The following is a 13,141-nucleotide window of genomic DNA, read 5'->3' as shown; positions in this document are numbered from 1 at the left end:
TGTGCGGGAACGACCGGGCAGCAGGTAGCGTTGGCGCCACGAGTATTCGAGAGACAGCCCGGGAGCCATGGGCCCCGGCCGAGCGTGCGAGGGGGCTGACCCTATGGGGCGCGGCCGAGCTAAGGCCAAGCAGACGAAGGTCGCCCGCGACCTGAAGTACCGCACTCACGAGACGGACTTCGGGGCGCTGGCCAACGAGCTGCATGGCGAGAACCACCAGGACAGCACCGACGAGCTCGAGCCCGAAGAGCTCGAGAAGTGGTCGGACTACGCCGACCCGCGTCGTGACTGACTCCGTCTGACGCACGCACCAGACGACCGCCGGGCCCTGCCCGGCGGCCGTCTGCGTGTGCCCGGTGTCGCTCTCGGCCTCAGCCGACCCAGATGCCTCGCAGGCGACCCACGTCGCGCATGCGGGCCTCGGCGAGCCGGTCGGCGGCGACGGCGGGGGAGACCCCGTCGGTGTCGGCGAGTCCCAGCACCCGGCGGGTGGTGTCGCCGATCAGGTGGGCCCGCGCGCGGGCGCGCTCGAAGGAGAAGCCACGCGGGTCGAGCTCGTCGGCGACCTGCACGAGGCCGCCGGCGTTGACGCAGTAGTCGGGCGCGTAGACGATTCCTCGGTCGAGCATCGCCTTGTCGACCCCGGGGTGCGCGAGCTGGTTGTTGGCGGCGCCGCACACCACGCTCGCGCGCAGCACGGCGAGCACGTCGTCGTCGATCGCGCCACCGAGCGCGCAGGGTGCGTAGACGTCGAGCGGCAGCGCGACGAGCTCGGCGGTCGAGGCGGCGGCGCGGACCCCGGGGTGCGCGGCCAGCACTGCGTCGACGGCCGGGCCGTGCACGTCGGTGACCACGACGTCGGCGCCGTCCTCCACGAGCAGCTCCACGAGGTGGCGTCCGACCTTGCCGACGCCGGCGACGCCCACGGTGCGTCCGGCCAGGGTGGCCGACCCCCACACGTGCTCGGCACAGGCGAGCATGCCCCGGAAGACGCCGTAGGCGGTCAGCACCGAGCTGTCGCCGGCCCCGCCGTGGGCCTGGGTGCGGCCGGTGACGAAGTCGCACTCGCGGGCCACGTGGTCCATGTCCTCGGAGAAGGTGCCGACGTCGCAGGCGGTGTTGTAGCGACCGCCGAGGGTCTGCACGAAGCGGCCGTAGGCCCGCAGCAGGGCCTCGGACTTCAGGGTGGCGGGGTCGCCGATGATGACGGCCTTGCCGCCGCCCAGGTCGAGCCCGGCCAGCGCCGCCTTGTAGGACATCCCGCGGGAGAGGGCGAGCACGTCGCGGACGGCGTCGGCGGTCGAGGCGTAGGGGTGGAACCGGGTGCCGCCGAGGGCGGGACCCAGGGCGGTGGAGTGGATCGCGACGACGGCGCGCAGGCCGGTGGCGGGGTCCTGGGCGAAGACGACCTGCTCGTGCTCGGCGCCGGCCTCGAAGACGTCGAGGGGCACCGACGCCGGCTGCGCCGGGCCGGGCTGCGTCGTCGTGGTGGGGCTGCCGGTCGTGGTGGGGCTGCCGGTCGTGGTGGGGCTGGTCGTCATGGTGGGACTGGTCGGCATGGTGGGGCCGCTCTCTGCTCGGGCCACGAGGTGGTGTGGCGCTGACGGACGACCCGCAGGGGTGGCGCGGGTCACGTCCCAGGCTAGCGGCCCCCGCGGCTCAGGTCCCGGCGACCGACCGGGCCACCACGACCCGCCCGTGGGTGCCGTAGCCCGGCAGCGGCCCGGCGTACGGCGTGCCGTCGAAGGCGACCATCAGCCAGCCCTCCTCGCCCAGGTCGACGAGCGTGGGCCAGGGGATGTTGGTGGGGTAGGGCGCGTCGAGCACGCCGACCTTGGCGAGGTCGAGGTCGAGCACGGCGTGCTGCTGGCGCTGGCCCCGGCGCCCGTCGCGCCCGTCGCTGACCAGCACCCGCCACGCGCCGTCGACGCGCAGCAGCGTGGTGCCCTCGGTGGCGCGGCGCCGCGCGGAGACCGCGCGCAGGGTGAGGGCCTCGAGGGCGGGCCCGGTGGCGAGGGCGGGGTGGAAGTCGAAGAAGCGCCGGGCCGAGACGAAGCCCACCAGCCAGCCGTCGCCGTCGCGCACGAGGTGGGGGTCCCACACCCCGACCGAGCGGACCCCGGCCGCGCGCAGGCCGTCGACCGGGAGGGCCAGCGGCTCGGTGTCGAGCAGGTGGCGGCCCGAGAGCAGGTCGACGTCGCCGTCCGGGCGGGCGAGGGTGACGGCGACGCTCGCGTCGTCGCGGCGCCGGTCGAAGTCGCCCCACGTGCTCGTGGCCACCAGCCAGCGCTCGCCGTCGCGCACGAGGTGGGTGGCGTGGTCGCCGAAGGCCCCGGGCCGGTCGGGCCGTCGGAAGAACAGGTCGGAGCGGTGGGTGAGTGCCAGGGTGGCGGGGTCGAGGGACCACACCGAGGTGTGGGCGGTGTCGAAGAAGCCGGGCCCGGCGCTGGTGGCGCTGAGCAGCAGGTCGCCCCCGGGCCGGTACGCCGAGCCGTCGGCGTGGCCGACCAGCCGCAGGTCGCGCAGACCGAGCTGGCCGAAGCCGCCGGCGCGCACCCGCGCGACGGGGCCGGAGTGGGTGGTGACGAGAGCCGCGAGCCACCGCTCGTCGCGCGTGTCGACCCGGCCCGCCCCGCCGCGGTCGGCGGCGCGCTCGGCGCCGAGGTCGACCCGGGCGCGGGTGGTCCAGGCCCGCCCGTCGTGGGTGTGGACGGCGAGGTGGACCCCGGTGAGGGTCAGGCCGAGCCGCACGGGGCGCTGCTTGGGCCGGCCGTGCCGCCGGCTGAGGTGACGTGACGTGGTGGCGCCGACGCGCAGCTCGAGGGAGACCTCCCCGGTGGCGGGGTCCCACAGCGCTCCCAGCTCGTCGTCGCCGGAGGCGAGGGCGAGGCGCACCGGGGCGTCCCGGCCGGGCGCCGTCCCCGCCGCGGGCAGCTCGACCTCCACGGCGGCGTAGGGCGCCGGGTGGGGAGTGGGGTGGGCCGAGGCGGGGCCCGGTGCGGCGTCGTCGACCAGCACCGACCCGGGGGAGACGAGGTCGACCGGTCGCAGCCGGGCCGCCACCTCGAAGCGGGGCAGGCCCGTCGCGCCGCCCACGGGGTCAGGCGAGCACGAGCACGAGCCCGACGACGCCGGGCAGGGTGCCGAGCAGCAGCCACGGGCTGAGCGGGGAGCGACGGTGGATGGCCAGCCCGGCGGCCACCGCGACCACGCCGAAGGCGGCGCCGATGACGTTGAGGCCGACCCGGGCGGAGACCTCGGAGTCGTCGAGGAAGAACGCCGAGATCACCAGCCCCACCGACAGGTGCATGATCGTGGTGACGGCCAGCACCGACATGACCCACTGCTGCACGTTGGTCAGCGACCGGCTCGACGGCGGTGCCGGCGGGTTGGCCGGGTCGATGAGGTGGCGGGCGCGGCGCGGGGCCGGCGGGGTCGGTGTGCTCATGGCCCCTCCAGCCTACGGGCCCCGCTCCCGGCCCGGGTCGCAGCGCTCAGCCCTGGTCACAATGCTCGGCCGTGGTCGCAGCGCTCAGCCCTGGTCGGCGGCGGCGCGGGGCCCGTCGAGCTCGGCGGCGCGGCTGGTCTGCGGCACGACGACGCGCAGGGCGTTGCGCTGGACCTCGAAGGTCGCGGGCGTGGTCGCGGCGATCTCGCCGTCGAGGTTGACCGGGAGCGGCTCGTCGGTGACCACGCGGACCCGACGGGTGGTGAGGTGGTGGACCTTCTCGTGCTCCACGAACGACCCGTCCTTGAGGAAGCGGGCGATCGAGACGTGGTCGCGCAGCCGGCCGCGCTCGATGGCGTAGACGTCGAGCAGGTGGTCGTCGACCGAGGCGTTGGGCGCGACGGCGTTGCCGCCGCCGTAGTGGCGGCCGTTGCCGACCGCGACCTGCATCAGGTCGTGCAGCGCGAGGGTGTCGTGGTCGCCGTCGGGGAACTCCAGCCGGGCGGTGAAGGGCTCGTGGCCGCGGTAGGCCCCGAGCGTCGCCACGGGGTAGGCCAGCGGGCCGAGGCGCTTCTTCAGGCCGGGGCGCAGGCGCTGGGTGACCCCGACCGAGAGCCCGAGGGAGGCGACGTTGAGGAAGCCGCGCCCGTCGCAGCGGCCGAGATCGACGTCGACGACCTTGCCCGTCGCGAGGTGCTCCACGGCCTGCTCCAGCGCCGACGGGATCTCGAGCGTGCGGGCGAAGTCGTTGGCGGTGCCGAGCGGCAGCACGCCGAGCACGACGTCGGACCCGGCCACGCGGTCCGCGGCGCACGAGACGCTGCCGTCGCCGCCGCCCACCACGAGCAGGTCGGGACCCTCGGCGAGGGCCCGCTCGAGGGTGGCGGCGAGCTCGGCGCCGGTGGTGACGCTCAGCACCCGCGCGTCGGCGAGGTCGTGGCGCGCCAGCAGGGCGGGCAGCCGGTCGCGCGCCGCGGCGCCGCTGCGGGAGCCGGCGTTGACCACGACCGTCGTACGGCGACGCGGGGCCGGGGGACCGGGGGTGGGCTCGGGTGCCATGGCACGAGGGTAGGTCGCCTCGATGAGGACCCGATGAGACGCGGCTGTGCCCGCGCTGTGCCGCCCCTCCGCGCCGCCCGCCGGTCCGCTCCGGACCGACGGGCCCGCGCTCAGACCTCGGTGAGGGGGTTGCGCTGGCGACCGTCGGTGACGGTCTCCTCGTGCTGCTGGCGGGCCTTCTCGATCTTGGCCATGAGACCCGGCTCGTCGCGCACCATGCGGCGGTACTTCGGGCCGAGGGCCTTGATCTGCTCGCCCTCCTGGATCAGCTTGCCGAAGATGCGCTCGCGCTCGGCGGTGTCGGCGGTGTAGTCGAGGTCGAGGTAGGCGTCGACGTGGCGCTGGGCGTTGCCGATCGCGGTCTTGGCCCGACCCTTCTTGCTGACCAGGGAGGCGACCACGGTGACGACGAGGATGCCGAGGATCACGCTGAGGGAGACCCCGGTGCTGATCTCGGTGACGTCGACGTGCTCGCCGCCGTTGATGAAGCCGAGGTTGTTCTCGTGCAGCGCGTGGAGGATGAGCTTCACACCGATGAAGGCCAGGATCGCCGCGAGGCCGTAGGACAGGTAGATCAGGCGCTCGAGCAGGCCCTCGATGAGGAAGAACAGCTGGCGCAGCCCCAGCAGTGAGAAGGCCGTGGCGGTGAAGACGATGAAGGTGTTCTGGGTGAGGCCGAAGATCGCCGGGATGGAGTCGAGGGCGAAGAGGATGTCGGTGCCGCCGATGGCCACCATGACCAGCAGCATCGGGGTGAGCATCTTCTTGCCGTCGACCACGGTGGTCAGTTTGTCGCCGTCGAACTCCTCGGAGGTGCGGATGAAGCGGCGCGCCAGCTTCACCACGAAGTTCTGCTCGTCCTCGTCGTGGCCGCCCTGGGCCTCGCCCTTGAGCATGTTGCCGGCGGTCAGGATGAGGATGAGGCCGAAGAAGTAGAAGACCCAGGCGAACTGGTTGATCAGGGCCGCGCCCAGGAAGATGAAGCCGGTGCGGGCGATCAGGGCGAAGACGATGCCGAAGAGCAGCACCTTCTGCTGGTCCTCGCGCGGCACCCGGAAGCTGGTCATGATGATCAGGAAGACGAACAGGTTGTCGACGCTGAGCGCCTTCTCGGTGATGTAGCCCGCGAAGTACTCCCCGCCCATCGTGCCGCCGCCGAACCACAGCACCCCGAGGCCGAACAGCACGGCGATGCCGACGTAGAGCGCCGACCAGACCGAGGCCTCCTTGAGCGTCGGCACGTGGGCCTTGCGCACGTGGAACACGAAGTCGAAGAGCAGCATGCCGATGATGCCGACCACGGTGAGGGTCCAGACCCAGGTGGGGACTTCCATCGTCAACGCTCCATCTGCTCGGTGGGTCGGCGGTGTGCCGGCGCGGACAGCCTAGGGTCGGCGGGCGGCGGCTGCGCTCCCCCGGTTGGGCGTGTGGAGCAGGCCCGAAGCGCCCCGCCGGGCCCGGCGGGGCACTAGCCTGGCTCGATGCCCCACATCCTCGTCGTCGCCGGTGGGCAGGACCGCGCCGACGCCGTGGCGGCCCGCATCGAGTCCGCCGACCGACGGACCGCGACGGCCGACCGCGGCTCGGCGCTGGAGGCGGTGGCCACGACGGGTCCGCGGTGCGTGGTGGTGGCCGCCGAGCGCACCGACGGCGGGTGGGTCACACCCCTGCTCGCCGAGCTGCGGGCGTGGTCCTCGCTGCCCGTGCTGGTGCTGGCCGACCTCGACCGCGACTCCGACCTCGGCCGTGACCTCGACGGTGACGACGACGGCGACGACGACGTCGCGGCGCCCGGCGAGCTCCTCGCGGCGCGGCTGCTCGACGCGGGCGCCGACGACGTCCGCGACCTCGGGTGCGGCGACGCGCTGCTCGCGGCGGCGCTGCGGGCCCTGGAGCGGCGGTGCGGGGCCGAGCCCGACCCCGACGCGGCACTGACCGGACCGCTGCTGCGCTTCGGTCCGCTGGTCGTGGACCTGCACGAGCGCAGCGTGCGCCGCGACGGTCGCGAGGTGCGGCTGACCCCGACCGAGTGGCGGCTGCTCGAGCCGCTGGCCACCCGCCCGGGGGTCCTGCTCACCCATCGCGGGCTGCTGCGCTCGGCCTGGGACGAGAGCCACGGCGACGAGACGCGCGACGCCCTGCGCGCCCACATCCGCTCGCTGCGGGCCAAGCTCGGCGACGACGCGACCGCGCCGACCTTCATCCGCACCGAGAGCGGCACGGGCTACCGCTGGATCGCCGTGCCGAGCGCCACCGCCGACACCCGGGCCTTCGAGCAGGCCGGGCCCGGTCGGCTGGGGGCACGCGAGCTCGTCCACGAGCTCAGCACGCTGCTGAGCTCGGTGCGGGTGACGGTCTACCTGCTGCGCGGCGCGGTGGTCGCGCCGGCCGGCGCCGCCCAGGCGCCCGGTGACCTGCTCGACCGTCTCGAGCAGCTGCTGGCCCGTGTCGCGACCCATGCGGTGGAGCTGGAGGGGCGCTGCGTCCGCGACCCCGGGGTGCTCGCGCCCGCCGTGCCGGTCGGGGAGGCAGGGGGGTCGTCGTGGCGGTGATCGTGGTGGCCGAGGACGACCCCGACCTCAGGGAGCTGGTCACGCTCATCCTCGGCCAGGCCGGGCACGAGGTGGTCGGCGTCGGCCAGGGCGACGCCGCCCTCGCGGCCTGCCGCGAGCGGCGCCCGGCGGTCGCCGTGCTCGACATCGCGATGCCCGGCGACCTCGACGGCCTGGCCGTGACCCGGGCGCTGCGCGCCGACCCGGCCACCGCCGACCTGCCGGTGCTGCTGCTGACGGCCCGGGCACGCGCCGACGACGTCAGGGCCGGCATCGACAGCGGCGCCGACGACTACATCGCCAAGCCCTTCGACGTGGGCTACTTCGTGAAGAGGGTCGGCCGGCTCGTCGCCGACGGTCGACCGGCCTGAGGCGTCGCACCGTGCTCGCTCGGGGAGCAGGCGAGCGGCAGGACGAGGCGCACGGTCGTGCCCGCGCGCGGCGCGGAGTCGAGGTCGACGCGCCCGCCGTGGGCCTCCACGATGGAGCGGACGATGCTCAGGCCCAGCCCGGTGCCCTCGATGGCGGCGTCGGAGGCGCTGGCCGAGCGGTAGAACCGGTCCCACACCCGAGGCAGGTCGGCCTGGTCGATCCCGATGCCGTCGTCGCTGACCTCGATGACGGCCTCGGACCCGACGGTGGTCACGGTGAGCGTGACGTGGCCGCCGTCGGGGGTGAACTTCACGGCGTTGCCGACGAGGTTCATCACGGCGCGCTCCAGCTGGTCGAAGTCGCCGACGACCTCGGCGGGCGGGGTGTCCAGGTCGTGCACCAGCTCGATCGACCGGGCCCGGACGAGCTCGGAGCAGGCCTCCATCGCCGAGATCACGACGCGGTGCACGTCGAGGTGCTCGCGGGCCATGGAGATGGCGCCCGACTCGATGCGGGAGAGGTCGAGGAGGTTCTCGATCAGGCGCAGCAGGCGGCGACCGTTGCGGTCGACGCGCCCCAGCAGGGCGTGCTGCTCCTCGGAGAGGGGCCCGGCCGCCTCGGAGTCGAGGACCTGGGTGAAGCCGAGCACGCTGGTCATCGGCGTGCGCAGCTCGTGGCTGATGGAGGCCACGAAGTCGGTCTTGATGCGGTCGAGCTCCGAGAGCCGGCTCACCGCCTGCCGCTCGTGCTCGAGGGCGATCTCGAGCGCCTGCTCGCTGCGACGGCGCTCGGTGACGTCCTGGGCCACGCCGACCACGCCGGTCACCGCGCCGGAGGCGTCGCGCAGGAGGTTGACGGTGAGGCTGACGGTGAGGCGACCGCCGTCCTTGCGGATGAGCGTCCAGTCCAGTTCGGGCGGGTCGGGCTGCTGGGCGAGCGCGGTGAAGACCTCGAACGTGGGAGCGACGCCGAGACGGCGGGCGTGACCGGCCACCTCCTCGGGGTCGTGGAGCGCCAGCTTGGTCATGCGCCCGACGACCTCCTCCGCGCTCCACCCCAGGCTCTCCTGGGCGCCCCGGTTGAAGAAGGTGATGAGGCCGGCGGCGTCGGTGCCGACGATGATCGCGCCCGAGGTGGCGTCGAGCACGGTCTGCAGCTGGTGCGCGGTGTGGCGCTGGTCGGTCACGTCGAGCCCGGTCATCACCACGAGCGGGGCGCCGGTGTCGTGCCGGAGCAGCGCCAGCGTGGTCAGCACCTCGCGGCGAGCCGATCGCCCGCGCCACAGCAGCTCGTGCACCGCGCCGGTCTCCCCGGCCAGGCACGCCGCGAGTGCCGCCTCGAAGGCGGCCGCGCTGTCGGGGCACACCAGCGCCGCCGTCGCCGGCGCCCCGACGAGGCTCGTCGCGCGCGCCCCCGTGCTGGACTCGGTGGCGGTGTTGACCTGGAGCACACCTCCGTCGGCGTCGAGCACGACGACGAGGGAGCCGACGCTGTCGAGCACGGCGCGGGTGAAGTCGCGCTCGTGGGTGAGCTCGGCCTGGGAGGTGCGGGCCGCGGTGAGGTCGACCAGCTGCGCGACCACGAGCCGGCCCTCGGCGGCGTCGGGCACCACCGACAGGCCGAGCCGCACGCAGCGTGGCGGAGAGGTCTCCAGCCACAGCTCGCTCTCCCAGGTCGGGGAGTGCCCGGCCTCCAGCGACCCCACCGCCGAGCGCAGGAGTGCGCGCTGGGAGGCGGCCAGGCCCCGGGTCCAGGGCCGCTCCACCAGCTCGGCCTCGGGGACGCCGAGGAGGTCGGCGGCCGCGTCGTTGAGCTCGACGACCACGAGGTCCCCGTCGGTGTGGCGCAGCAGCACCATGCCGATGAGCGACTCCCGGATCCCGCGGCGGTAGCGCTCGCGCTCGCCGACGACCACCCGGAGGGCGGCGGCGCGCTGGCTGGTGGCGATGGCCAGGGGGAGGGTGACCAGGACGAGGATGACGAGGTAGCTCTGCTGGAGCGCCGCCAGCGTGGTGGCCGGGCCGCTGAGGTCCCCGAACGGACCGCGGCCCAGGTCGCTCAGCACGGTCACCGCGACACCGGCCGCGAGCATCTGGCCGCCGGCGACGCGCGCCGGGAACCGTGCGGCGGCCCAGGCCAGCAGCGGGAGCGGGAGGAACGCGATCGGGTACTCGTGGGTGGCGCCGAACACGACGCCGAAGGTGGCGGCCGCGGCCAGCGACTGCACCAGCACCTCGAACGATGCGACGCGCGCCGGCCCACCCTCGGTGAGCCTCCCGGCCATCAGGAGGCCGAGGGGCACGACGATCAGCACCGACGCCGCGTGGGTCGCCATCACGGTGCGCGCGACCGCGAGCAGCGATCCCGTGCCGACCAGCTCGACGGCGGTGCCGGCCAGCACACCCGCCACGGCCGCGCCCCCGGCCGCGGCGAGGAACAGCCGACCCAGGTCCTCGAAGCTGGCCAGGACGGGGCGACGGCGGTGGGCCCCGAGCAGGAGCGCGACGGCCAGGGACTCGGCGGTGTTGGTGACGCCGAACATCAACGCCAGCCCCGGTGGCCGGTCGCCGACCAGGTTGGCCGCGAAGGACAGGCCCACGAGGGCCGCGGCCAGCAGCGCCCACCGGCGTACCGGCGAGAGGGCCACCACGAGGGCCGAGACCCCGGCGGCGGGCCACCACGCCGCCACCGGCGCGCCCTCGGGACGCAGGGTCACCGACGCGACGCTGAGGGCGAAGGTCGCGGCCAGGGCCAGCAGGGTGAGCAGGGTGTCGGGGCTGCCGCCGCGCGCCGACGGCCCGCGGCGTCCGAGAGCAGCGGACGTGGTCACCCGACCATCGTCGGCCCCGCCGAGTCCGACGTGAGGCTCCTACACAGAACCTTCACGTCGAGACGCCTGCGGCGTCGCCCACCCGGGGCTGGCGAGCGCCGTCGGGTTTCGGGCGCCCGCCATGATCGAGCGGTGGACACGACGACGCCGCCCCCGGCCCCGACCTCGACCGGGGCGCTCCCGGCGTACGACGACCTGGGCGGGGGCGAGCGCACCTGGCTGCTGCTGCACGCCTTCCCGCTGTCAGGCCGGATCTTCGAGCGGCTGGCCCCCCTGCTGGCGCAGGGCGCGCGGGTGCTGGTGGTCGACCTGCCGGGGCTGGGACGCAGCGCCGTGCCGACGGAGGAGGCGTCGATGGACCACGTCGCCGCCGCCCTGCTGGCCGTGCTCGACGCCGCCGGGGTCGAGCGGGCCGACGTGCTCGGCATCTCGACCGGGGGCTACGCCGCCCTGCGCCTGGCCGGCCTCGCACCCGAGCGGGTCGGTCGCCTCGTGCTCGCCAGCACGACCCCGTGGCCCATCGAGCCCGACGTGCCCGCCGAGCGGCGGGCGACGGCCGAGGAGGTCGAGACCAGCCGGTCGACCACCTCGCTGCTCGACTCGGTCGAGGGAGGGCTCGGCCCGACCGCCCGCCGCGAGCAGCCCGGGCTCGCCGACCTGGTGCGGGGGCTGATCCTGGGCGCCGACCCCGACGGCGTCGCCTGGGTCGCGAGGGCGGTCGCCGCGCGGCCCGACACGTCCGCGGTGGTGGCCGGCCACCCCCGCGAGGTCGTGCTGCTCTTCGGCGAGGAGGACGGGGAGACCCCGCCCGAGCGCGCGACGCAGATGGCGCGGCTGCGGCCCGACCACCTGCCGACGTCGCTCCACGTGCTGCCCGCGACCGGCCACCTCACCGTGCTGGAGCGGCCCGCCGAGGTGGCCGCGCTCCTCGGGGGCTGAGAGGGGACGCTGGGAGGGCCGGGCCCACCGGCGGGCGGGTCAGCGCAGCCGGGCCAGGTAGGCCGACCCGGCGCGCACCTGGGCGAGCCGGCGCTCCCAGGTCACGCCGACCACGGTCAGCAGCGTCCCGGTGAGGCCGAGCAGCACCCACTGCGGGGTCTGCGCCGCCCACGGCGCCGCCTCGGCCAGCACGAGCACGCCGCCGACGACGACCCCGACCACCAGGGGAGCGGCGAGGCGCAGCCGGGCCCCGAGCAGCACGAGGCCCAGGCAGGCGAGCCCGAGCAGCAGGGCGCGGGGGCTGACCGGGTCGTCGACCAGCACCCGCAGCAGGCTGGGCACGGTGGCGAGCAGCAGGCCGCTGCCGAGCGCCGACCGGGTCGAGGCGGCGGGGTCGCTCTGCAGCCGGTGCGCACCCAGCACGAGCAGGGCCAGCGCGGCCGGCAGCGCGTAGGCCTCCGGCTGGGTCACCCCGGCGTCGGCCAGCCGCACCCAGCTGGCGGCCGTGAGCAGCGTGCCGCCCAGCCACCCGGCCGGTCGTCGCTCGACCCGCAGCAGCGCCGCGGCCACGACGAGGGCGCCGACCAGCGTGAGGTGGAGGGCCACCGCCGCCGCCGCGTCGTACGTCGACCCCGCGCCGTCGCGACCGGCCGCGTCGGCCGCGGCGTCGACGGCCGCGGCGGAGGCGAGGACGGCGGTCGTCAGCGCGGTCAGCTCGACCACGGGCCGGGCCCGCCACAGGGCGAGCGCCCCGACGGCCACCACGACGGCGGGGCCCAGCGTGGTGGCGCCCAGCCCTGCGGCGTCACCGCCCGACCACACCGCCCACCCACAGGCGGCCGTGAGCACCACGAGCGACGGCGGGGCGGGGCGCCGGTGGGCCGCGACCAGGGAGACGCCGAGGGCCGCGACGGCGGCCACGGCGCCGAGGGCGGCGCTGGGGAGGGCCGCCACGACGGCCACGACGAGCAGCGCCAGACCCACGTCGGTGTCGTGGAGGTCCCGGGTCTCGTGGGTGCCGGCGCCGGGGGCGGTGCCGGCGGCGGTGCCGGCGGCGTGACGGGTGGCGGGAAGGGTGAGCAGGCCACCGGCGACGCAGAGGAGGAGCACCACGGCCGCCAGCGGGGCGCTCGTGAGCGCGACCAGCACCGCGGCGATCAGCGTGACCGCGGCCGCACCGCGCCGGAGGGCCGGGTCGCGGAGGGCGCGGGTCGGGGTGGCGGCGACGTCCGGCCGAGTGCCCGGGCGCGTCAGCGTCGCGGCGAGCACACCGAGGGCGAGCGCGGAGGGCAGCACCAGCCACGCCGGGGCGGGCAGCTCGCCCGAGAGCCGCACACCGGCGGATCGGCTCAGCGGCTCGCCGACCGCCAGCAGCCTGACCACGGCGGCCGCGGCCAAGGTCGCGGCGGTGACGGCGACCGGTGCGGCCGCGACGACGGCGGGCACGGTGACCGCGACCCGCCACGGGGCCGGCACGCCCCGCGCTGCCAGGGCCCACGCGACGCAGACCGCGCCGGCGGCCAGGGTGACTCCGGTGGGCCCCTCGTCGAGGGCCGGCAGGACGAGGGCCAGGGAGGCCAGGGCGCCCGCCAGCACGACGCAGGCGTGCAGCCGCGTCGGTCGGCGGCCCGGGTGGTCTGCGTGGTCCGCGCGGCCCGGGTGGGCGGCGCGGCCTGCGTGGCCACGGCGGGAGGTGTCGCCCGCGTCAGGGGCGCCGCCATCGGCGGGGACGTCGGGAGCGGCGACGGACCCGGGAGGCGTCCCGGTGGAGGCCCCGGTGGTGCGGGCCGGGGACCAGACGACGGGGAGCAGCGCGAGCGCGGCGGTGACCAGCAGCGCCGGGCCGTGGGTCGTGGTCCACAGCCCGGTACGACGGGCGCAGGTAGGACCGCTGCAGGGCGTCGCGGGTCTCGGCCAGCTCGGCGTGCAGGCGCTGCTCCT

General features: G+C 75.7%; 11 protein-coding genes. 4 read left to right on the top strand and 7 right to left on the bottom strand.

What is annotated here, in order from left to right; all coding sequences use genetic code 11:
* The first annotated feature begins 103 nt into the window (after positions 1–103).
* Entirely contained in the window at positions 104–292 is a 189-nt protein-coding gene (locus LPA27_RS13760; RefSeq protein WP_056863354.1) for a DUF3073 domain-containing protein, read from the top strand.
* Between the two features lie 79 nt (positions 293–371).
* On the opposite strand, the gene LPA27_RS13755 is transcribed toward LPA27_RS13760, so the two are convergent.
* The 5 genes from LPA27_RS13755 to LPA27_RS13735 form a co-directional block, all read right to left on the bottom strand.
* Positions 372–1,541, bottom strand: coding sequence for a Glu/Leu/Phe/Val family dehydrogenase (locus LPA27_RS13755; protein ID WP_228942810.1), 1,170 nt, complete (start codon positions 1,539–1,541; stop codon positions 372–374).
* Between the two features lie 118 nt (positions 1,542–1,659).
* Positions 1,660–3,096 carry a hypothetical protein gene (locus LPA27_RS13750; protein WP_228942809.1) on the bottom strand — a complete coding sequence of 479 codons (1,437 nt, stop codon included), beginning with the start codon at positions 3,094–3,096 and terminating at the stop codon, positions 1,660–1,662.
* Between the two features lie 4 nt (positions 3,097–3,100).
* A complete protein-coding gene (locus LPA27_RS13745; RefSeq protein WP_056863355.1) occupies positions 3,101–3,448 on the bottom strand; it encodes a hypothetical protein in 348 nt (115 codons plus the stop codon).
* A gap of 84 nt (positions 3,449–3,532) precedes the next feature.
* Positions 3,533–4,507, bottom strand: coding sequence for a lipid kinase (locus LPA27_RS13740; protein WP_228942808.1), 975 nt, complete (start codon positions 4,505–4,507; stop codon positions 3,533–3,535).
* Positions 4,508–4,617: 110 nt separating this feature from the next.
* Positions 4,618–5,841 (bottom strand): TerC family protein, encoded by a 1,224-nt coding sequence (locus tag LPA27_RS13735; protein ID WP_228942807.1) that lies wholly within the window; start codon positions 5,839–5,841, stop codon positions 4,618–4,620.
* A gap of 147 nt (positions 5,842–5,988) precedes the next feature.
* Between LPA27_RS13735 and LPA27_RS13730 the strand changes: the two genes are divergently transcribed.
* Complete coding sequence (locus tag LPA27_RS13730; protein WP_228942806.1) at positions 5,989–7,059, top strand: winged helix family transcriptional regulator; 1,071 nt, start codon at positions 5,989–5,991, stop codon at positions 7,057–7,059.
* Positions 7,050–7,430: a response regulator transcription factor gene (locus LPA27_RS13725; protein WP_228942805.1), complete on the top strand. Its 381-nt coding sequence runs from the start codon at positions 7,050–7,052 to the stop codon at positions 7,428–7,430. Before LPA27_RS13730 ends, LPA27_RS13725 begins: the two co-directional genes overlap by 10 nt.
* Here the strand turns inward: LPA27_RS13725 and LPA27_RS13720 are convergent.
* Positions 7,379–10,261: a sensor histidine kinase gene (locus LPA27_RS13720; RefSeq protein WP_228942804.1), complete on the bottom strand. Its 2,883-nt coding sequence runs from the start codon at positions 10,259–10,261 to the stop codon at positions 7,379–7,381. The genes LPA27_RS13725 and LPA27_RS13720 overlap by 52 nt on opposite strands.
* A 132-nt stretch (positions 10,262–10,393) precedes the next feature.
* Between LPA27_RS13720 and LPA27_RS13715 the strand changes: the two genes are divergently transcribed.
* Entirely contained in the window at positions 10,394–11,200 is an 807-nt protein-coding gene (locus tag LPA27_RS13715) for an alpha/beta fold hydrolase (protein WP_228942803.1), read from the top strand.
* 39 nt (positions 11,201–11,239) lie between these two features.
* On the opposite strand, the gene LPA27_RS13710 is transcribed toward LPA27_RS13715, so the two are convergent.
* Positions 11,240–12,796, bottom strand: coding sequence for an SCO7613 C-terminal domain-containing membrane protein (locus LPA27_RS13710; protein WP_228942802.1), 1,557 nt, complete (start codon positions 12,794–12,796; stop codon positions 11,240–11,242).
* Positions 12,797–13,141: the final 345 nt, after the last annotated feature.

Origin of the sequence: Nocardioides sp. Leaf374 (assembly GCF_916862475.1) — a bacterium.
GTDB lineage: Bacteria > Actinomycetota > Actinomycetes > Propionibacteriales > Nocardioidaceae > Nocardioides > Nocardioides kribbensis.
The sequence above is the reverse complement of the archived record's forward strand: the minus strand, read 5'-3'. Positions and strand labels throughout refer to the sequence as shown.

Excerpts from the sequence above, each read along its gene's own strand:
- LPA27_RS13740 (WP_228942808.1), bottom strand. The coding sequence starts at position 4,507 with ATGGCACCCGAGCCCACCCCCGGTCCCCCGGCCCCGCGTCGCCGTACG.
- LPA27_RS13735 (WP_228942807.1), bottom strand. The coding sequence starts at position 5,841 with ATGGAAGTCCCCACCTGGGTCTGGACCCTCACCGTGGTCGGCATCATC.
- LPA27_RS13760 (WP_056863354.1), top strand. The coding sequence starts at position 104 with ATGGGGCGCGGCCGAGCTAAGGCCAAGCAGACGAAGGTCGCCCGCGAC.
- LPA27_RS13755 (WP_228942810.1), bottom strand. The coding sequence starts at position 1,541 with ATGACGACCAGCCCCACCACGACCGGCAGCCCCACCACGACCGGCAGC.
- LPA27_RS13745 (WP_056863355.1), bottom strand. The coding sequence starts at position 3,448 with ATGAGCACACCGACCCCGCCGGCCCCGCGCCGCGCCCGCCACCTCATC.
- LPA27_RS13730 (WP_228942806.1), top strand. The coding sequence starts at position 5,989 with ATGCCCCACATCCTCGTCGTCGCCGGTGGGCAGGACCGCGCCGACGCC.